At 54.5% G+C, this 20,260-nt stretch carries 14 protein-coding genes; 4 read left to right on the top strand and 10 right to left on the bottom strand.

The features are described 5' to 3' along the window. Positions 1-23: 23 nt before the first annotated feature. Complete coding sequence (locus FYC48_RS06625) at positions 24-1,160, bottom strand: AI-2E family transporter (protein WP_149495920.1); 1,137 nt, start codon at positions 1,158-1,160, stop codon at positions 24-26. A 601-nt stretch (positions 1,161-1,761) separates the two neighbouring features. Here FYC48_RS06625 and FYC48_RS06620 point away from each other — a divergent pair. Next, positions 1,762-2,760, top strand: coding sequence for an SHD1 domain-containing protein (locus FYC48_RS06620; RefSeq protein WP_149495919.1), 999 nt, complete (start codon positions 1,762-1,764; stop codon positions 2,758-2,760). A 390-nt stretch (positions 2,761-3,150) separates the two neighbouring features. On the opposite strand, the gene FYC48_RS06615 is transcribed toward FYC48_RS06620, so the two are convergent. The 5 genes from FYC48_RS06615 to FYC48_RS06595 form a co-directional block, all read right to left on the bottom strand. Next, on the bottom strand, positions 3,151-3,519 hold the full coding sequence (locus FYC48_RS06615) for an Hpt domain-containing protein (protein ID WP_149495918.1): 369 nt from the start codon (positions 3,517-3,519) through the stop codon (positions 3,151-3,153). Further along, positions 3,512-5,197 (bottom strand): sigma-54-dependent transcriptional regulator, encoded by a 1,686-nt coding sequence (locus FYC48_RS06610; protein WP_149495917.1) that lies wholly within the window; start codon positions 5,195-5,197, stop codon positions 3,512-3,514. Before FYC48_RS06610 ends, FYC48_RS06615 begins: the two co-directional genes overlap by 8 nt. Positions 5,198-5,311: 114 nt before the next feature. Beyond that, positions 5,312-6,577, bottom strand: a complete 1,266-nt coding sequence (locus FYC48_RS06605) for a mechanosensitive ion channel family protein (RefSeq protein ID WP_149495916.1) — start codon at positions 6,575-6,577, stop codon at positions 5,312-5,314. A 138-nt stretch (positions 6,578-6,715) separates the two neighbouring features. Continuing rightward, a complete protein-coding gene (locus FYC48_RS06600; protein WP_149495915.1) occupies positions 6,716-8,323 on the bottom strand; it encodes an alkaline phosphatase family protein in 1,608 nt (535 codons plus the stop codon). 3 nt (positions 8,324-8,326) lie between these two features. After that, the gene (locus FYC48_RS06595; RefSeq protein WP_149495914.1) at positions 8,327-8,794 is read right to left on the bottom strand and encodes a PA2169 family four-helix-bundle protein; all 468 of its coding nucleotides are present in this window, start codon (positions 8,792-8,794) and stop codon (positions 8,327-8,329) included. A gap of 646 nt (positions 8,795-9,440) precedes the next feature. Here FYC48_RS06595 and FYC48_RS06590 point away from each other — a divergent pair. Next, positions 9,441-9,635: a hypothetical protein gene (locus FYC48_RS06590; protein ID WP_149495913.1), complete on the top strand. Its 195-nt coding sequence runs from the start codon at positions 9,441-9,443 to the stop codon at positions 9,633-9,635. 41 nt (positions 9,636-9,676) lie between these two features. Here the strand turns inward: FYC48_RS06590 and FYC48_RS06585 are convergent, their stop codons facing one another. From FYC48_RS06585 to FYC48_RS06570, 4 genes are all read right to left on the bottom strand, one after another. After that, on the bottom strand, positions 9,677-11,242 hold the full coding sequence (locus tag FYC48_RS06585) for a glycoside hydrolase family protein (protein ID WP_149495912.1): 1,566 nt from the start codon (positions 11,240-11,242) through the stop codon (positions 9,677-9,679). Positions 11,243-11,360: 118 nt separating this feature from the next. Beyond that, positions 11,361-12,206, bottom strand: coding sequence for an HAD-IIB family hydrolase (locus FYC48_RS06580; protein ID WP_149495911.1), 846 nt, complete (start codon positions 12,204-12,206; stop codon positions 11,361-11,363). A 148-nt stretch (positions 12,207-12,354) separates the two neighbouring features. After that, positions 12,355-13,638, bottom strand: a complete 1,284-nt coding sequence (locus tag FYC48_RS06575) for a DNA polymerase IV (protein ID WP_149496131.1) — start codon at positions 13,636-13,638, stop codon at positions 12,355-12,357. Between the two features lie 322 nt (positions 13,639-13,960). Further along, on the bottom strand, positions 13,961-15,238 hold the full coding sequence (locus FYC48_RS06570; RefSeq protein WP_149495910.1) for an amidohydrolase family protein: 1,278 nt from the start codon (positions 15,236-15,238) through the stop codon (positions 13,961-13,963). A 268-nt stretch (positions 15,239-15,506) separates the two neighbouring features. On the opposite strand from FYC48_RS06570, the gene FYC48_RS06565 reads away from it, so the two are divergent. Then, positions 15,507-15,983, top strand: coding sequence for a DUF6882 domain-containing protein (locus tag FYC48_RS06565; protein ID WP_149495909.1), 477 nt, complete (start codon positions 15,507-15,509; stop codon positions 15,981-15,983). A gap of 427 nt (positions 15,984-16,410) precedes the next feature. Then, complete coding sequence (locus FYC48_RS06560; RefSeq protein WP_235034121.1) at positions 16,411-20,175, top strand: secretin N-terminal domain-containing protein; 3,765 nt, start codon at positions 16,411-16,413, stop codon at positions 20,173-20,175. The last annotated feature ends 85 nt before the right edge of the window (positions 20,176-20,260 follow it).

The following is a 20,260-nucleotide window of genomic DNA, read 5'->3' as shown; positions in this document are numbered from 1 at the left end:
TTTCGTACCACACGCGAGCAAAGTTATTCGGCGTCGCTTTCATCTTCCAAAACGTCTTCGATGTACGCCATTTTGACGATCGTCGAACCGGCAGCCAGCAGGGGCGATGCGACGACGGCTCCAAGAAATCCAAGTGCTACCCCGAGAAATGCTTGAAACGAAATCAACAGTGCCGGTGGCATCGCGACTTGTTTTTGCTGGATCAACGGTGTGATTACATAGCTTTCAAGTAGTTGCAGTCCGACATAGCCAACGGAAACCAAGATCGCGGGCGTCGTACCTTCGGGGAGCGCCACCAATAACGATAGACCAAATGCTACGACGGCTCCGATGTTCGGAACGAAAGTCAAGATCGCAGTCAGTAGTCCGATCGTGGTTGCCATGGGGATTCCTAGCACCGTCAACAAAAGGAATGCACCGAATCCCGTGATCGCCATCGTGGCAAGTCGACCGAGCGTCCAACGCCATAAGGTTTCAACGGTCGCGGAAACGATTTCGGATACACGCTCGCGTTTGTGAACTGAGAAAAGACGCACAAATCCCCGGTGATAGATCGACGGCGAACTCGCTATGAATATTCCGACAAAGAAAATCAGCAGTGCATTGACGAAGAAACCCAAAGTGGTCTGGAAGACCTGGCCGGCGGCACGCGCCGCGTTCTCGATGGGCGACGACCAGCCGTTTGACATCGATGACGTGTTTGTCTGCTCTGATGCTGAGTCACGATTGGCCTTCGGATTCGATTCCGTGTTTCCCGAATTTGCCCGTTGGCCTTTGACAAACTCATTGAGGATCGGAGTTGATTTGACCATTGACTTTACCGTCGGATAGTCGTCGACCGTCTCCAGCAAACGACTCGCTCCTTTTTCAAGAGTGTCTGCCATCCGGTCCATTTGGCTTTGCGCCTGCACGAAGAAGATTAAGACTCCGATTCCCATCAGGACTAGAAGCGCCGTAACGACAATACCGAGGGACCAGGTTTCCGAAAGCGGTGTGGCACGAGCGAGCGCCTTCCGAAGATAAGTGAGGAAGACGCCAAAGATCAATCCGAGGAACAATACTAAGAACACCTCATACGCGAGCAACAGTGAGGTAGCGATGATCGCGGTGAACAGTATCACGAGATAAAAGCTTGAACTCGGAGCAACTCGATCGTTCATGGGGCATGGTCAATAAAAAGGGATGATAAAAGTGGTCTTGTTTGTCGTCGTGTGTGAGCACACCCCGAAGTGACATTGGTTGTCGCACAGCCATGGCCGAAACGATGCGACCAAAGCTGGTTTCGATTGGATCCGGTTTCGAAGTACAGATTAACGTCTCCAAAAATGTTTGGCCGAACACGCTCACGCTGATCTTGTCGAACCAAATCGGCATGATGCGGCGTTCATGCCAACGACTTTGCCATTCGAGAAGTAGGTCGAGATGCATTCGTCATGCCAACAATTGATCTCATTCGTGAAAATCGATGTTGTTTGGCATCATCTTTGCTTCGTTTGCGGTTCGCGTATTGAAAAGTTCTTGCTCTCTACAGTCGTCTGGTGGCGGTAGATTTCCTGGAGCGAGAGAGGTCAATCGTACTTCGTCCGTCTTTGTATTGCGGAGCATTCGGCCTACGGGAATCAGTCACGTTTCACGCACACAAACCGGACTGACGTCGGTTAACTGGTCGGATCCAAAACAAAAGTCAAAACGTCACACCGCTACGAATTTTGAGCCACCACACGGTTCACTCGTAGCGAATCGCCAACCAATGAGAAAAACATGAGATTCCAATACCGATGGCTCTTCAGTCTTGCGCTAGTCACCCTGCCCGCGATCGCGTCGGCTCGCCAATGGTCCGACCAGTCGGGACGCTTTCAAGTGGAAGGTCAGCTTGTCGCCTCTGACGAAGATAAGGTTGTCGTTCGAACGGAAGAACAAGGTTTGCTGGTGCTACGAATCGATCAGCTTTCCAAGGCCGACCAGTCCTACCTGGCTGAGAAAGGATCAAAGTCGCAGAAAACCGATGATACAAGCGAGTCAGATGACGCGTTGACTCCCGCGAAACCAGCAGTCGATACGACTTGGAGACTAACCGATGGTGAAACCGTTACCGGACGTTTAGTCGGTTTCGGAAAACAAACATTGGTTCTGAAGCGTCGGGATAGTGACGTGGTCGTCAACGATGTCGCGCTCGAAGATCTTCCGAAAGCTTATGCGAAGATTTTGCCTGAAGCGATCGAGGCGATCGATAGAGTTGAGATCGAAGACCCGGCTGACCTTGAAGATCATCTGATCGACTTGGGGACCGGACCGTTGGAATATGAAGTCAGCGGCGTGCAGCTTGCGTTGCCAGAAGGCGGGATGATTACGCTGCCGATCAACATTCTAGCCGGTCCAGATGCGTCTGCGGTTCGCCCCGGATTTGAACGCTGGTTGGCCGCACAGAATGAGGCCGTCGAAGAAGACGAACGCAGTCAGTCGAGTCAATTCGAACGGCTGATGCTTGATAGCTACAGTCGGATGTCAGATCGAAGTGTCGCAACCACAGGCAACCTAGATTCGACGGCGATGACCCGGGCGAGGCTGATGGACTTGCAATTGCAGGCTGCGACGGCGGGCGTCACCGACGTTTGGCAAGTCGGACTGATCCCTCGAGTCTCTTATCGATACCCAACGACGGTGGTCGTGTATGCCGAAAATAGTCGCGGCGCTCGTATTGCTGCGTCGGCAAAATATCCCGGTTGGCGAATTGGGCCGATTCGAAAGCTGAGTTACTAAACGAGGCGAGAAATAGTCCCCGGCGATGATCCGAACTCGCTAACGTCTGGCCGACACGGTCGATCCCAGCAAGCCGCCGGGAGTCTCGCGAGATAGCGCCACGTTTCGGCGCTGGTGCGTTTCGGCACTGTGGGATATCGAACAGTCCTTGCTCTGGCTGGACCTAAGAACAAAGGCGAGTGCTAGAAAAACAGCACTCGCCTTTGTCGTATTTGTCGGACATCTCGTCTATCAGCGGTTCGTCATCCGTGATGGGGACAAAAGCAGACGGTTATCGTACTGCGTTGCAATGACGATGAACAATAATATCGAACAAATAAGAACGAGCTTTCAAAGCCATTGATCTTTCACCATTAACACCGCATCCGAACAAACTCTTCAACGATTACCTTAGGCATTCGAATTCGCATGATCGCAAAGAACCTGGATCTCTTGAATCAAGGCTTCGATTCGCGGCAATTCCTTCGCGAAAAGCACCTTTAATTCTTCCAGGTTTCCTCGCCGTGCCATCGCAAGCATCTCTTGGATCTCGATGACCACACCATCAGTTTCATAGGTGCTTAGCATGCCTTTAAGCTTATGCAGTGACGATGCTGCCTTGGCACTGTCGTCCGCATCAAGATCATTCTGGATTCGAGCGAGTACATCAGGGCAGTCTGGTAGCGTCACCGCCGCCATTTCACAGAGAAGCTCGAAGTCGCCATCGAGACGCTGTAGCGCCCCCGCGAAACGTTGTTTAACAGCTAGATTTTCATTCACCGATTCTTACTCCACTCTCAAGACGAATATCGTAACTGGCGATACGGTCACGAAGTTTCCCGCGAGTAATTCCGAGAATAGCCGCCGCCTTACTTTGATTACCTTCCGTTTCGCGGAGCACTCGCAATAGCAAGTAACGTTCCGCATACGCTATGACTTCCGAATACATGTCGGTTGACTTCTGTTCGAACAGGTTGTCCACCAGGGCCGGTAGCCCTAAGCCGTTTGGCTCATCCGCATCGGAGTCGTCATGGGAAAATGGCATTTCGTTTGACATCGAGGCCATCCCGTCAACCGCATCGGTGCGACCGCCCGGGGCCGCGAGCGCCGCCGCCGAATCTTGGCCGATCCCACTAGCGGAATCTCCTACTCCGCCGGCTACCGAAATACCATTACCGGATGAGCCATTTCCAGCCACTGTGGGAGATGGTTGTCCATTTCCGTGAGACGCTGTCGATACGGAGTCTATTGCCGAGGCTGGTCGTTGAGTCGCCGATTTCGCAAGTTCTTCCTTGATCGCATTGGGAAGGACTTCGGGTACTAGGACTGGGAGTGCCGAATCGAGAACACAGCGACGGACGACGGCACGTAGCTGACGGACGTTCCCTGGCCAAGAGTAGCCCTTTAACATCTCCACGGTTTCAGGAGACGCGCCTTCGAGGTCTGGCTTGTTAAACTCGACTTTGGCCTGACTTAAGAAGTGTTGGATCAACATCGGGATATCACTGGGACGCTCCCGGAGCGGCGGAAGGTGAATGGTGACCGCATTTAAACGATACAACAGGTCTTCGCGGAATGTATTTTCAGACACCATTTCTTCGAGCGGCCGGTTGGTCGCAGCGACGATCCGAACGTCGGTCTTTAGTTCGTTATTTCCGCCGATTCGCTCAAACCGCTGATCCTGCAAAACACGAAGTACTTTGGCCTGAACGATGGACGCCATGTCTCCAATTTCATCCAAGAAAAGCGTCCCTTTGTTGCATTGTTCGAACTTTCCGATCCGTCGTGAATCGGCGCCCGTGAACGCTCCTTTCTCATAGCCAAACAACTCGCTTTCAAGAAGCGTATCTGGTAATGCGGCACAGTTGACAGCCAGAAACGGGCCTTCCGCTCGGTGGCTGTATTGAAACAGTGCCCGCGCGACCAACTCCTTCCCTGTCCCGCTTTCACCACGTACCAACACTGGAACATTCTGTTTACTCACGCGTCCGATCGCTTTAAAAACTTCTAGCATCGGCGTGCTGCGTCCAATAAAAAGCTCACCCGATTCTTTGGCAAGTTCTTCGTCGGCGACAATTGCAACCGGCACCGAAGCAAGTTCGCGTTGCTCGATTGCGCGAGAGATAAGGTGACGCAGTGCGGAAACGGATAGTGGTTTGGCGACGTAGTCAAACGCGCCTAATTGCATTGCTTCGATCGCCGTACCGCTGGCCGCCTCGACGGTCATGAAGATGACCGGCAAGCGACGATCCTTTTCTTTGATCTCGCAATAAAGTGCCAATCCATTGCGATCGGGAAGCATGATGTCTAGAAGGACGGCATCAAACTGCCGCCGATTAATCAGCTCTAAACCTTCGTCGGCAGTTTCTGCGGTAACGATATCTGCGACCCCGTCGAGCGCTTTCCTGGTCAACAGGAAAACTGAAGGGTCATCGTCAATTACTAATACGGTAGGCATTCGTGGTGTCATTGGTATGGGGATGCTGGAGAAGGCGATTCCCCGGAGATCGGTTCGTCAAGCGAACGGATTAAGTTGAAACGGATTCGTTTTTATGGGGCTTGCACAGTAGATTTAATCGTGCTCATTGTGATGGCTTGCCGATGCCACGTCGACTGGGAGAGTTGCTTCGGGGCTGGATCCCGCCTGAATCCGCATGGGAACGCTGTCCTTGAAGGTAAGAGTTCGATAGGGAAACGGAATTTCGATGCCTTCACGATCGAGTGCGGACTTGATTGCCGAGACCACTTCGTCACGACTGCGACGGACTTCTCCGGGAGTCGATCCGGTCCACCAAGCAACCTCGTAGTTAACACTTGAGTCGGCGAACTCTTTTGCAAACACCTCGACCAAGCGGTCTCCATCGACGGTGATACAGGCCCGAACTGCGTCGGCGATCACGTCGCGTGCACGATCCACGTCCTCGCCGTAGGCAACGCCGCAGACCAAACGCACACGCCGCGATGACTTATCTGTAAGCACATCGACCGCGGTTTTGAATAGCATCGCATTCGGTACGACTGCCAATTCTCCGTCGAGCCGCCGGATCATCGTGTTTCTGACTGTGATTTCTTCGACTTGACCGGTGAGGTCTTCGCTGGAAATGAAATCGCCAAGATCAAATGGGTATCTCCAAAGGATGAGGATACCGGCAAAAAAGTTTTCAAAGATGTCTTTAAATGCAAACCCGATCGCCACCGATCCGACCCCAAGCAGCGTCAACGCTCGCGTCGGTGTCATCCCGGGGAAGACAACGACTGCTGTCACCAACAAACCTGCGATCCAGACGCCTATGGTTACGAGCTGGAAGATAAGGTCTCTAAGGCTGGGGCGGATTCGCTTTTGGCGACTGAAAATCTTAGTCAGCCCCCAAGCGACTGATTTGGAAACAACACTCGTCAAAACAATGGTGATGACCCCGGCGATTAGTAGTGGCAGACGCCGTAGAAAGTCTTTCCACAGCGCACCAAGGCTCGACGAGATCACACCCCAGTTTTCGGCGATGTCGATTTCGTTTTCGACGTTTGCCAAGTTGTCAACGACAACGACGCCTTCGGTTCGCTCGGCGAGATCAGTTGCCCAGTCCGCATCTTCCTGCGTTTTAAATAAACCGTCAAACGAAACCACGCCGTGATCGGCGGTAATGGTCACGTCAGAAAAATCTTCTCTGGCATCAAAGATGCCGCTAAGCCGTGCTTCAATCGCACGATCACTAACCACCTCTTCCACCTGCACCGAAGAAGACGCAGGTTCATTCGTCGCGGAGTCTTCGGTGGACGCAGATGGCGCGCCTCCGAATTGCATCAGTGCGACAAAGGTGATCAGGAAAACGTGCTGCATTTGGAAAGGTGAATCGAACGAATTAAATAGGGTGAAAGGGACGCTACGTTGTCTCGGCGAACTGCCCACAGGCTTCACTGGCCTGTGCTGGCTCCGTCCTATTGCCGCCGCTCTGTCTAAAGAGTCGACTTAACGGCGTTAGTGGGTTGGGCTGCTGGTCGAAACGTCTACTGACTTAATCTTGTTGGCTGGCCAGCGTTCTGCGCCGATGCTTTCCAGACAAAGTTGCATCACGTCGACGATCCTTGCCCGTGGTCGATCATCAGACGACAGTTTCAAACTGAGGTCAGAACTAACCAGTAGCCCTGAAATCGAATCGTCTTCGTGCAACGACCCGTGGCTGCCACCGGGGTGCTGGCGAACTTCGGGGACGGAAAACTCTGCGCCTGGTTTTGCCGTAACCCAGACAGGGGACGCACCTTCGGTGAACGCGCCCTCGATCCTTTCAAACGCGTTTGGGTAACGTCCTTCGATCACTTTGCCGTGCTCGTCGACTCGGCAATCGACCGTTTCGAGGTCGCCACAGAATGCCCATCGATTTCCGTACGGGTCTTCGGCACGATGAACCCGATGGTGTTCATCGAGATCACAATGGTCATCGTCGTCTCTTCCTCCCGCCCTCCAGAACTCCAATCGTCCCCGATCGGAACTGGCAACGATATATTTCTTCCGCCCATCTAGTTCGACGTTTTCCATGATGATCTGATCGACGTTCGGGTCCTTTAAAACGCGATAGACCACTTCACGCCGGACGTCGAAACACTCGTCGGCAAAGTAGATCGCTGCCGAACGCATGTTGGGGCAAATCAGAAGCTGGACGTCGTCGCTGATCCCGTTGCCAAAATCTCCACGACGAAAATCGTGCAAGTGATCGTCAAGTTGAATGCTATTCATCTCCGCCCCTTTCGGTTCGGATTGCGAATGATCGCCGACCATGATGAAAGAGAAGTCACGCCCGACCACGCCCCAGCCGCCAAGCTGTTCCACAAATTCGCCGAGAAATTCGTCGAATCGAGTTAGCCGCTTGGAAGCAGCCTGTGTCAGTCCTTCCTCATGCGCGTCCGAATCGTTCAGCGGGTAATAGGCAACGGTGAGCGGCGGCAGTTTCCCAGCCTTCGCCATCGCCATAAGGCATGCCGAAGTCGTGTCGTCATGAAACCCATACTTGCCGAACATCCCGGTTTCCATTCCTTCAACCTGGCCGACACCTTCGGGGAGGTCGTGAACGAAGTCACCGAGCTTCAAGTATTTCGGCCCATAAACTTCGTCGCCCAAGCTACCAGCGGCGAGTCGGATACCGATCGGGGTTGAGCGTGAATGGCGGTGTGGTCCCCGGAACCACATGAAGTTCAAACTCGCCGAATCGATCCCCTGTGCAGAAGCCTGTTCGTAGATCAAGGGCGATTTGAGGCGTTCAAAGTTCAGCCGATCACCAAAGTCGACGAGATACTCATGCATTCCCTCTTGGAGGACCAACCGCAAGTCGTCGCCAAAGTATGCCGTATCATTTGTTTCTGAGTCGTACCAACACGCTCCTTCGATTCCGTGTTCCTTTGGGTAACAACCGGTCGCGATGGAACACGTCGCAGCGGGAGTGATCGATGGAAAAATCGAAACACAAGGATGCAACGATCCACCATCCTGGATCATCCGAGCGAGATTGGGCAACCGGTCGGATGCTAGCCAGTCGCGGACCACATCGAACGCCATCGCATCAATGACGAAAAGAATACTCCGTTTGGACACGTTTTACTCCACCATTGCTTCGCGTAAAGTTCGGATCGCCGCATGGCCTTTCTTGACCGTCTCGTACTGCCGAAGTAATACCGCGTTGAGCGCGCTGCCGGCCGTTCGCTTGATCACATCCTCGTAAGCTTGCTTGATATAGTCTTCGCCCCGCTCGGCCTCGATCAGGATGACCTTGGGGTCACCGCCGCTGATCGTCGAACGAAGCTCGATCCAGGAACGGTGTAGCGCGGCCAGCCAAGTCCCCTCGGTAGGAGCTGTTTCTCCAGCGTAGGCGATGTGCTCTCGAAGTTCTTTGACCAGCAAGCTTCTCGTTTCAGCCATGCTTTTAAACAAATCGCTCAGCTGGGCATCGTCGACCTCGCCGGAGATTTCGTCGAACCCTTTTGCGGAGTCCAAGTTTGCCTGGACGAGATTACGTGCGGCTTCGAGCGTTGTCGCGTCAAGTTTGCTCTCAGTTTCAGTATTCATATTGGTTCGATTGAAGGGTCGTCGTGAGGTTTCTGTGGTGAGTGAAGAGCCTCCTTTCGCCTCGATCGCGTCATCGACCTGGTTCCGACGGCGGGACTAGCGATCACGTCTCGGCGACGGTGATCATCATGAAGCAACAACTATGCCAACACGCAACCGGGAAATTGCTTGGCATTTCAGGCTGTGATAGATGGGTGCGCGCCCCGATTTTGTAGGATGTGGATGATCCCAAACCCCTGATTCCCCCAACGAGAGTCCCGTCTGGTCTTCAATCGACCGTCCTGGTCGTAAAGCTGCCGAAGCGTCCCGGTCAAATCGCGCGACAGCATTGGCCGATCGCCGGCCAGCCACAGATTTGGCACGACGGATGCAGATTATCTGATTTCGGAGCAGAGGATTCGCAAGCTGTTCGTGCCCAAGATTTGTACGCCGGAGTTAGCAACTGGGTATGCAAATCGCGGCGGAACAGATCGGTTGGATCATGGCAGCCCGATGCTCTTCATCAAAAGTTGAACCGCTGTAATCGACGTGCTGCTCGTCGAGGTCACAAATTTTGATGTGACCGCGTGCCGAGGATGGTCAAAACACAATGACCATGAGAGTCCTCTGGCCGCAAAACAGAATTTCCACTCAGAGGAGTTTAGAAATGGCAGAGTCAGTGACACAATCGAGTCCAAACCTGAAGACGCAACGGCCGAAGAAGGACCCGCTGCCGAAGGAAGAGCAACCGCTGGGCGAGAAGGCACCGGGAGCGCCGTTCGCCATCGTCGGATGGTCGTATCTACTGGTGCTCGCGATCGTGACAATCATCATCGCCTTTACCGTTTGGTTAGGCCGCTAGTAAATGTGGTCGGTCGATCGAGTTGTCGTCGATCACAGTTTCTATCCGACTGTTAAGTGTTCGTCTGATTGGACGGGTGACGTTAGGCGATCGAGCTTAACGTTGCTGACCTCAAGTTTGGTGCTCTCGGCGTAAATTCCCAGGGCACCACGACTGAAGATTTGGTCGGCGAGAGACAGGATCACACGCCCGTTGATCGTTAATTCGATATAGCTGCCGTGTGCGATTAATTGCAGTTCAGCTGTTCCCGCGACCGGGTTGTACCAGAAACCACTCTGGAGCGTTTGGAATTGCATCATCGTTTCGCCGCTATATTCATCACCCGTTCCCCAAGCTCGCAGTTGCGCGACGCCCTTCTTAAGATCCAGTGAAAGGTAGTAGCCGTCGTGCGTCGATCGATTGATTCGAAAAACGAGTCCACACTTGCCCTGATCGATCATTCGAATCGTAGCTTGGAGCCGAAAGCAATCGGCATCGTCGTTGAATAAGAAAGCTTGGAATCCACTGTAGCTGCTCAGTGTAAGAACGCCATCGTCACAGGTCACGCTGTCGCCAGGACGCGCCGTCTTCATGGGGCCAAGTCGGTTGATCGCTAACGGACCGGTGACGCGGTCATTAAATCCTTCGAATGACTCGACTCTTAAGCGTCCATTCGGATCGCACATCAACCGTTTCGGCGGTGGCATCAGGTTGCGAACCGTCCGGTCGGCTCCGTCGTCTCCAGGGGTGAAAAAGCACCAGAGCAAAACCCCTTTGTCATCGTGACAGATTCTTCCTGCGTAGTTGCCCGACGCCAATAAAACGTTGTCATCATAGCTTTGCCACGGGCGGCCGATTTCCGATGTATGCCAATAGCGGATCTTCGCATCTTCACGAATGCTACCGATCAGAAAGTACTCACCGCGAAGGTTCAACAAGTTTGGTACTTCGATGTCATCGTACAGACCGGGGTGGTGCAGCGGCGGACGTGGACTGAACTGGTTCGGGGCAGTTTCCTCCATCACCGCCACGCATCCTCGGCGAACAACTGGACCGTCTTTGACGCGGCCCGCACAGAGCAACCATCCGCGGTCGTTGTCTCGGTAGTAAAACGGGTCCCGCCATGACACCCAATGCCGACCTTCGTCGATCGACGATTCGTAATACAGTGGGTCTGGTCCAACCGGATATGCACTTTTTCCATCGAACTGATAAGTCGGCTGGGGTGGCCGCCCAGGAAGTTCGTATGGCAAGTCGGATCGGCGATCTACCCAATGCACGCTGGATTTTTTCCAGGTGTAAAGGTTGTCGCTCGTCGCCATGCCCAAACGCTGTTTCAAGCCATGATCACGGCGGGACAATCCGGTGTAAAACATCCTCCAACGCCCAGGATGGTGTGGGTCCGGTCCAACATGCATTGTCCACAGCATCGAATCATCCCAGCTACCGGGATCACCAATGTGCAACGCATTTTCCACCCGCCGCCAGTGAAAACAATCGTCGCTTACCGCGTGCGCGATGTAGTCGTGGTTAGGCAAGACCAGGTGAAACAGATGGTAAATGCCCTCGTGATAGATGATGTCGACGTCGCCGAGAGTCTTTCGGCTTCCAGTGGTTTCGCTGTACATGAATGCAATGCGGGTGAGAAGAACAAGACGAGAGTTGGGAGCGAGCGACGTGAGACAGGAAATCCGATGTAGCGTTCGACACCACTGAAAAGCAGCTGCCGGAGCGATGCGTTCTGCACTACGCCAGACTAATCTCCGAGAAGTGCAACAAGCCTTCTAACACACCCGCCGTCGATGGTTCTACGGCAAAGTAAATACTCGGTGAGTCTAGGGCTTCCATTGCAGAACGAAGGTGGTGATCAGCATTTGCGACCACCACACCGTTGACGCCGCAGTTCATGGCGGCCGAGTCATTGCCGGAATCACCACAGTAAACGGCAGCTTCGAGCGGTCGGTCGTGATGTTCGAGCCACCAGCGGAGCGCGAATCCTTTGTGAACACCCTTAGGTAGTACGTCGATCAAGCCCAGTGGACCGTCGATCTGTTTGCTTACAACGATGGACACGGGGGCTCCACTATCGTTGATCCAGGAGCGGACTTTGCCGCAAACATGTTCCTGGTTGGCGAGTTCAAAGAAGAAGCTGATCTTGAATTCTGACTGGCAATCTTGCGGTTGTGGCCAAATCGCGGGGCCGAGGGCATCGATTTGTCCGAGCACATCGGAAGCCTTCCAGCCTCGGAGGATTTGCCGCAGTCGCTGTGCGTAATCTTCCGATATCTGATAGTTTGGGATCGAACCTTCCCGGTCGGAATCGCCGTTATCACCGGTATCCGAATCGTTTTCTGCCGGGATCAGCACCGTCGTTCCGACATCGCAAATCGCAGCGTCCGGAAGTGGAAGCTTGTGTTTGTCGATCGCTTCCCGAACAAGTTTCCATGATCTGCCGCTGACATACAGCAATTCCAGTTGTTCTACGGCAAGCGTCTCTCGCAGTGTTTCCAATGCGTTCTTTAGCCGTATCGAATCGTCGATCGGAATCAACGTACCATCTAAGTCGGTCGCCAGAGTTTGTATCGGCATCATCGAGATTACTATTGACCGCTGCAGGGTCGGTGAGTGGATAAGAAAAGTGTGTTGGGCGGGGCACTATTAGGCAGAATCAAGTCTGCCGGACCGCCACCAGCGAGGCCGGGAAATGAGTCGGGACATTGATTGACCGTCTCGATCGTTATTATTCACGTGGGCGATTTCGCCAATGATGGCTTCCCGCCCGGTAGATTTGGCTTTGTCCCAACTGTTTCGCTAGCTGATCAACGACCTTGTCGACACGGCGCTCCGCGACCGCTTGGTCTGGATTGTCAAACAGCGATAGTTGCGTCGGTGTATCTCCGGAGACCAGTGACGAAAGTGAAACACCGATCAGTCGCACCGGACGCGGTTGTGTCTGCCGCATGGTATGCAACAGTTCGGTGGCAACACGGATGATGCTCGCCGTATCATCGATCGGTGTCTCAAGTGCTTTGGATTTGGAGAACGTCTGAAAATCCTCGCGGCGATATTTCAAGCCAATCGTTGCCGTCTTTCGTTCGTGGCGTCTGAGTCGCATCGCGGTTTGTTCGCACAGGAAACAAACAACCGAATGCAGGAATTCGAAATCGGATTGATCTTCGGAGAACGTTCGCTCGTGGCTGATTTGTTTTGCCCGGCGGTCGGAAACGACTTCCCGAGAATCGATGCCGTTGGCCAGACGCCACAAATGACAGCCCCACGAACCGAGCTTTTGTTTGAACCAGCTTTCTTCATAGCGACGGATATCGGCGATCCGTCGCAAGCCCAAACGGTGGAGTCGCTGGGCCCCAACTTTCCCGACACCCCATACTCGTTCGACGGGCAACGGGTCTAAAAACTCATGAATCTGATCTTCACGGACGACGACAAAGCCCTTGGGTTTGCCATAGTCACTGGCAATCTTCGCAATAAACTTTCTCGGTGCGACGCCGACACTCGAGGGTAGATTCAACTCCGTCGCGATTTCCGTTTGAATGCGTCGTCCGATCGTTTCGGCGTCCCCGAATAAACGTTCCGTTCCCGAGACATCGAGAAAGGCTTCGTCGAGAGATAGCGGTTGGATGACCGGGGTGTATCGCGTGAAAATCTCGCGGACTTGGCGGCCCACCTCTGCGTAGTGGGCATGTCGACCGCGGACGAAGATCGCGTGGGGGCACAACTTGACGGCACGACTTCCCGGCAAAGCACTGTGAATGCCGTATTCTCGTGCTTCGTAACTGGCGGCCGCTACCACGCCACGACCGCCCCCGCCCCCGACGACTACGGGCTTCCCTCGTAGCTCCGGGCGATCTCGCTGCTCAATCGACGCGTAAAAGGCGTCCATGTCGATATGAAGGATCATGGTCTTCGACCGGTGCGATGAAAAGCGTGATCGAGTGCTTCGTTCTGGTTGAGTATGCGGAGACGCAAGTCTGCCGCTGACGGGCGATCCCACTGTTTGCCGCATTGGGACCGGTGCCAACGGGATGCGGCAAATCCCAATCAACAAACTGGAACACGACACAGATTTTTGTTCCAGTTGAAAAATCGGACGTGATGGGTCAACGGATTGGGGCTGGATGATCATAAACCAGATTTGACGATTTGTCCCGCCATTGATCGAAGTGTGATCAGCAAAGCCATCATTCAGAACAGGCAGCAAATGGAAGCCGGTTGTCTTTAGCCTGCAGATTTCATTGTCGACCGGTTTTCCAGCGACCGGCTCGTCCCAGGGATCTATCCAAATCTCCGCGTCTAGGTCGGGCGGGGGTGCTAACGTGGCTTAGTCGTTAGATTGGCGAGAGATCGACGACAACGCCACGAAGGATCGTTTGCCTTATCCAGCGGTCGTCCCAGGCGAACATGACCGTTGACAAGGCATCGCCGGAATCACGCCAAGGAATCGTCGGGTGGATCACGACTAGGTCGGCAGGATGTCCGACCTGAATACGTCCCGCTTCGGCCCACCCCATCGCTTCCGCGTTGCCGGCCGTGATTTGGTACCAAGCTTCCGATGCCTTGGGGACGCAACTAAAGTCAACAGACCCGGTCGAATCAAATGCGTCCGATTGAAATTGTTTTGCGATCGCGGCTTCGATCATGGCCCGGCCGACACGAACCATCGACCGTTCAAAACCGGCGCCGATGTCACTTCCGAGAGAGAGGCGGACCTGACGGGAAAGATGATCATGGCGGTTCATCACACCGCTTCCCAAAAACGAGTTCGCGGTCGGACAATGGGCGATCACCGCATTCGCATTTCGCAAACGTCCTATTGCCGTTTGATCGAGGTAGATCCCGTGACCGAATACGCTACGCTCGGTCACTAGACCCATTGTTTCGTAAACCCCGGTGTATTCCATCCCATCGAAGTGATCCGAGATGACTTGGCATTCCCGGCGGGTTTCGGCGAGATGAGTTTGGATGGTTGCTCGGAACTCTTTCGCAAGATGGGCGACCGAACGCATCGTTTTTTCGGTACACGAAAGCGCGAATCGGGGAGTGACTGCGGTCGCCATTCGTCTATCGGAAGGAAACAATTGAAGCGCCGATTGAACTTCGTCGATCAAGCGATCGGTTGGAATGGTCAATTCGTCGGGACCGCCACGGTCCATCAATGATTGTCCGATCACGCCTCGGATCCCAGCCTCCGAAAACATCTCCAAGGCAGCGATCGTGGCTTGATAGGAAGACGTCGAATATGCACAAACGCCGGTCGTCCCGACAGAGACACATTGTTCAATGACACGCTTGATCATTTTTCGAGCGTAGTCCAGATCATTCCATTTCGCTTCCGCCGGAAAAATGACTTGCGAAAGCCAATCTAGCAACGGCATTCCCAATGCCCCGATGGAATCGAACTGCGGTAAGTGAAGATGAGTGTCGATTAGTCCGGGCGTGACTAAGGTGTTTTCGTCTCCGAAATCGACCGTCGTTGGTATGGAACCGAACTGGATGTCCGTGATCGTTTCGTCGGTTAGCTCGATCACTCCCGGTTGTAGCGAGCAGGAACGATCGGCTCGGCAGCGAAGAATCTGTCCGCCGACCGTGGTTTTCGTAGACGCCATGCCGTTCAATTACCTGGGCAGCAAGATGTGTGGGCTTCTTTCGAGTCGATTGATCGCGACGATGGCTACATTCGACGTCGGACAATTGAATGTGCCAAACGCAGGGACGGTTCGTAAATGTGTTATGTTGGATTGCTCACCAATCCATTATTGCCAATGTCGTCAGTGAAAGGTCATGACCTACAACTCATTCAGTTCGATTTGCCTCGCATTGGTTGTCATCACGACGAACGGTTGCGGCAATTCCCAGCATTTGCAGGAGCCCCAAATGTCTTCGATCGAATCCGATGATTTTCAATCGTTGCTTGATGCCAGTATGCTGGAATTGCAACTAAAAACGGAAGCCCACAAAGCATGGGGATTGGGAACGTTCGACCGATGGAACATCGACCAGGAAGACGGCAACCTTGTGTTTTCCAATGCCGACGGAACGACCGCAGTGGCCCCTGCGCAGATTATCGGTTCGTTCAGTGCCAACGATCATTCATGGCTATGGGCTTGGGACAACCCGTCGATCGTTGACCCGTTGAAAACGCATTCCCGAAAGGTGAAGGACTACGGCGAAGAACACGGAATCGACAAACTGACAACGCGTAAATGGACAGGAACCGAAGACGACGCGTGGGCGATGGCCGCACTTGCGGTCAAACTTTGTGGGGCAGAAGGCGCCTATCGCGGCCCGGCGGGACAGTCATTTGTGTTTATGACGTTCGGCGAAGTCAGGATCAGCAAGCCCAGCGAATAGTGTTTCGTCAACAACTGAAATGAGCATTGGCCGCAGGGCGTCGCCACGATTTCCGTCCAACCACCGGCGTGGCGTCTGTCGGCTGATCAACCGCTCACAGACGTCTGATCTAGCCGGACAAGAGGATCGATCGCGTTCTCTGCTCGCAAGTTCGTGAAACTTTCGAGCGTTCTTTAGCGATGAAACGCGGCACGGCATCAGGGCTTCATCGTCTCGACAGGCGTTACAGTTTGCCCATTCTTCCGAACCTTTGTGGCCGGTATGTGTTGTAGGTTTGGTAGCTGTTTGAACGATTCGTCGTCGTTATCGAGGTCAGTTTGACTGTAGGGAATGCAAGGGCAGCGACGATCAGTCCTGATGGGCGGAGGAAGCGCTCTTGGAGCTCCGCAGATTGTTGAATTGACCCATACGAACATAGGTGTTACCCGTGCACCCTCACGCGAACTCCGATAGCTGCCGCACTCGCCTGCTGCAGTTGATCACTCCGGTGACCGGTCGGACGAGAACTCTCGTCGCGGCCAAGCTCAGCACGCTCGTGGTGGCTGCGGCATGTTGCGCCCCGACGGCGGTCGGTCAGACGATGCCTTCTGCGGCAGGCAACGGCAACCCGAATGTGCCCGGTGGAGCGTCAACGGCTCCGTTCCGGATGCCGGCGATGGCAAACGCGGGTAGCTATGCCCAAGCGAACGCGTCGCAAATGCCGAACGCTTCGATTCGACCGGTGTCCGCGACTTCGGTGGCGCCGAATCCGACCATCGGTGCGACGACCAGTCAAGCGCCCCAGCTTCGAAAACTGTCCGTCCCACCGGTTCACGCACAGGCCATCGCGACGGCGTTGAACCTGCGGTTTCAAGGCACCCCCGGTGTTACGATTGCCCCGGATCCCAAGAGCGGGCAACTGGTCGTGATGGCACCTCCGGCAACCCAGGCAACCATCGCGGGTCAAGTGAAGCAGATGGTCGCCGGTGCGATTCAACAAACATCCGCTTCGGTTAGTACTCCGTTGACGTTGCGACTGGAAAATATTTCCTGGCGAGAATTCGAACGCGATTTGAAGCAGGCGGCCGGAAGTGACATTCCGATGACGACCCGTAACAACGGGAACGAAGTGACGTTCCAGATGAACGTGGCTCCCATGAAAGGGACGATCGTCCAAGTCGATCGTCGCCAAAATTTCGTCACCGTACATGCTCCCGATCCAGCGCTTCCGGGTTGGGAAAAAATGATCCAAGCGCTCGATCGCGTGCCCCATCGCTACGACGATGTGACCAAAGTCCATCGCCTGGAAGACGCCGAGATGGCGCCTGTCCAACGAACGATGCGGTTACTCAAAGCGCTTCGTAACGATCCATTGCCCGAAGCTCCCGCAAGCGTGTTTGCCAACGCAGTGCTGCAAGCGGATCAATCCGCCGATCCGGCCGCACAACCCGCCGGCGACGGTGGCGAGGTGGCTGACGGCGAAGAAGGCGGCGGTCCGCTAGGCGATGTCCAAATCGAGTACGTCCCTGAACTCGGCCAGATCATTGTCAAAGGAACGACGCGCGACGTGCAGCGTGTGATGGAATTGATTCAAGAAATCGAATCAAAAGCCGAATTGACTCAGCCCGATTCGAAAGTGGTCAGCCTGCAGCATGCCGACGCAAACGCGGTGAGTGAATTGCTGACCCAGTTGTACGAGGACGTGCTCTCGAGCCGGCAAGGGGACGTCAGCATCACATCGCTCGACAATCCGAATGCGTTGTTACTGATCGGGCGGACCGAAGCGATTGCGTCGCTCGAAGAGTTGATCGCGAAGATCGATCAACCCATCGACCCGTCCAGCCGACTGCGTGTCTTCCGGTTGCAAAATGCCTCTGCGGTTGATGCCCAAGAAACCATTCGTGACTTCTTCACCGATCGTCCCGGGTCGGAAGAGGACGTGCGTCCCGGATTAGGAACTCGTGTTCGTGTTTCGGCTGATTACCGGACAAATTCACTGATCGTCAGTGCCGCGCCGCGGGACATGACCGAGGTGACTCGCTTGATCAATGAATTGGATGTCGAGAAAACGACCGCCAAAATGGAATTGCGAGTCTTCCAGTTGCAAAACGCGATCGCCGAAGACCTGGCAACGACACTTCAAGACGCGTTCACCGGAGGCGATGTCACGGCTAGTGAAGACGCGACGGCACCTTCGGCTTCGCTGACAATCGTTTCGGTGGATAGCGATGAACGCAAAGTCGTCGAATCGGGGATTCTCTCCGGGGCAACGATCACGGCCGAAACCGCCGGTAACTCGATCGTCGTCCGAGCCCCCGCGTCAAGCATGCCACTGATCGCCGAGTTGATTCGTCAGCTCGACCGCGCACCGGGAATCGATTCGCTGGTCAAAGTCTTCACCGTTGAAAACGGCGATGCATCACAGTTGACCGCCGCGCTTGAGCAACTCTTCGGCTCAGACGCTTCCAATACCGGAACCGGAGTCGGTGCGGCAAACTTGGCCGGACTACCGGCTTCGACGGCGGCCCAAGAAAGCTCGCTGGTCCCACTTCGATTCTCGACCGACATCCGAACCAACAGCATCGTGGCCAGCGGATCGGCGTCGGACTTGGAAGTCGTCGAAAGCATCTTGATTCGGCTCGATAGCGAAGGTTTTGCCGAGCGGATCACCGAAGTAATCTGGCTCAAGAATAACAACGCAATTGATGTTGCCGCGGCAATCACTAACTACGTCAGTACCCGTCTGCAATCGCAAACGCAAATCCAACAGTTCCAGCAGGGACTAAGTGCCTATGACTTGCTCGACCGTGACATCATCGCCGTTGCCGAGGAATACTCCAACAGCATCTTGTTGAGCGTCTCTCCGCGACTGTATGAAGAAGTGCGATCGTTGATCGATCGGCTCGATCGCCGCCGCCCGATGGTGTTGATCAAGGTTGTCATGGCGGAGGTCAACTTGAATGACCAATTCGAAATTGGAACAGAGCTTGGGCTGCAGGACTCGTTGGCCTTCAGCCGTGACCAAGCCGTCTCGGATATCTTTGGCTCGCGAGCGACCGGGGCGTCTGGGTTTAACTTCAACAACGCCGGAGTCGCGAACGTCAACGATGTCAATCGTGAAAACATCGTTGGCGGTGCGGTTTCGACCTTCGGGCTCGGACAGACCAACCCCTCGATCGGTTACGGTGGATTCGTTTTGAACGCGGCTAGCGAATCGGTCAGCTTGCTGTTCCGCACGCTACAAGATGCCGGTCGAGCACAGATCATCAGCACACCGAAGCTGATGACCGCCGACAACACGATCGCCAGGATCGAAGTCGGTCGCGAGATCGCCCGTTTCCGTGGAAATACGGTTTCCGGCAACGGCGTAATCTCCCCTGAGATCGAAGACATCCAAGTCGGTTTGATCATGGAGATCTTGCCACGAATTGGTCGCGATGGAACGATCGCACTGAACCTCGATGTGACGCGATCGGACCGCGACCAAGGCACCGGAACTTTGGTTCCAACGGGTGTCGATGGTGAAACGGTCTTGATCGAAGACATCATCAACACGACCGCCCAAGTGACCTTGTCCGTCTACAGCGGACAAACCGTGATCGTCGGTGGTTTGATCCAAAAGATCCGTGCCAACCAAAGTCGACGGATGCCAATCTTGTCGAACATTCCGATCGTGGGCAACTTGTTCAAATACGACTACGAAGCGGAGACACGAAACGAATTGTTGATCGTAATGACGCCGATGCTGGTCACGAGTGATCAGGATCTTGAGTACATCAAGCAAACCGAATCGAGTCGAATGAGCTGGTGCTTGGCCGACGTCGTCGAAGCTCACGGTGACGTCGGACTCAGCGGTGGCTATGGACTGTGGGGACCCGCGATCGGACCAACGATCTATCCCGACGTTCAACCGACGATCGATGGCGAAATGGTTGTCGGTGACGTCCCGGCCGGTCTGGTCCCCGATCGCAGCCGTGACCTGGAAGCCGAACTCGCAGACCCGAACGGCAACTTGCCAGTTCCCGGCGGACCGGTCATCACCCCAGCTCCTGGGATCGCACCGCCGGCAATGCTGCAGGAAGAATCCGTGCTGTCTCCCGCAGACGAAACAGTATTGCCTGGCCCAGTCATCAACCAGCAGTCGTTCACGACTCCCAATGGCAACGGCCAAGGCGAGCAGACTCTGCCGGCAAGCTGGATCAACGGCAAGTAACAGCGGAATGGATTCCGCTTCGATCTCGGGTCGCTCTGAAGGTGATCCGAGATCCACGGTGAAAGGACGAATCTTCACGGGGCTG

Origin of the sequence: Roseiconus lacunae (assembly GCF_008312935.1) — a bacterium.
Taxonomy (GTDB): Bacteria; Planctomycetota; Planctomycetia; order Pirellulales; family Pirellulaceae; genus Stieleria; species Stieleria lacunae.
This window is presented reverse-complemented; position numbering and strand designations above follow the sequence as displayed.

What these genes read in the sequence shown, in the direction of transcription:
- FYC48_RS06625 (WP_149495920.1), bottom strand. Translation starts at nt 1,160, where the DNA reads ATGAACGATCGAGTTGCTCCGAGTTCAAGCTTTTATCTCGTGATACTG.
- FYC48_RS06620 (WP_149495919.1), top strand. Translation starts at nt 1,762, where the DNA reads ATGAGATTCCAATACCGATGGCTCTTCAGTCTTGCGCTAGTCACCCTG.
- FYC48_RS06610 (WP_149495917.1), bottom strand. Translation starts at nt 5,197, where the DNA reads ATGCCTACCGTATTAGTAATTGACGATGACCCTTCAGTTTTCCTGTTG.
- FYC48_RS06605 (WP_149495916.1), bottom strand. Translation starts at nt 6,577, where the DNA reads ATGCAGCACGTTTTCCTGATCACCTTTGTCGCACTGATGCAATTCGGA.
- FYC48_RS06595 (WP_149495914.1), bottom strand. Translation starts at nt 8,794, where the DNA reads ATGAATACTGAAACTGAGAGCAAACTTGACGCGACAACGCTCGAAGCC.
- FYC48_RS06590 (WP_149495913.1), top strand. Translation starts at nt 9,441, where the DNA reads ATGGCAGAGTCAGTGACACAATCGAGTCCAAACCTGAAGACGCAACGG.
- FYC48_RS06585 (WP_149495912.1), bottom strand. Translation starts at nt 11,242, where the DNA reads ATGTACAGCGAAACCACTGGAAGCCGAAAGACTCTCGGCGACGTCGAC.
- FYC48_RS06580 (WP_149495911.1), bottom strand. Translation starts at nt 12,206, where the DNA reads ATGATGCCGATACAAACTCTGGCGACCGACTTAGATGGTACGTTGATT.
- FYC48_RS06575 (WP_149496131.1), bottom strand. Translation starts at nt 13,638, where the DNA reads ATGCGGCAAACAGTGGGATCGCCCGTCAGCGGCAGACTTGCGTCTCCG.
- FYC48_RS06570 (WP_149495910.1), bottom strand. Translation starts at nt 15,238, where the DNA reads ATGGCGTCTACGAAAACCACGGTCGGCGGACAGATTCTTCGCTGCCGA.
- FYC48_RS06565 (WP_149495909.1), top strand. Translation starts at nt 15,507, where the DNA reads ATGTCTTCGATCGAATCCGATGATTTTCAATCGTTGCTTGATGCCAGT.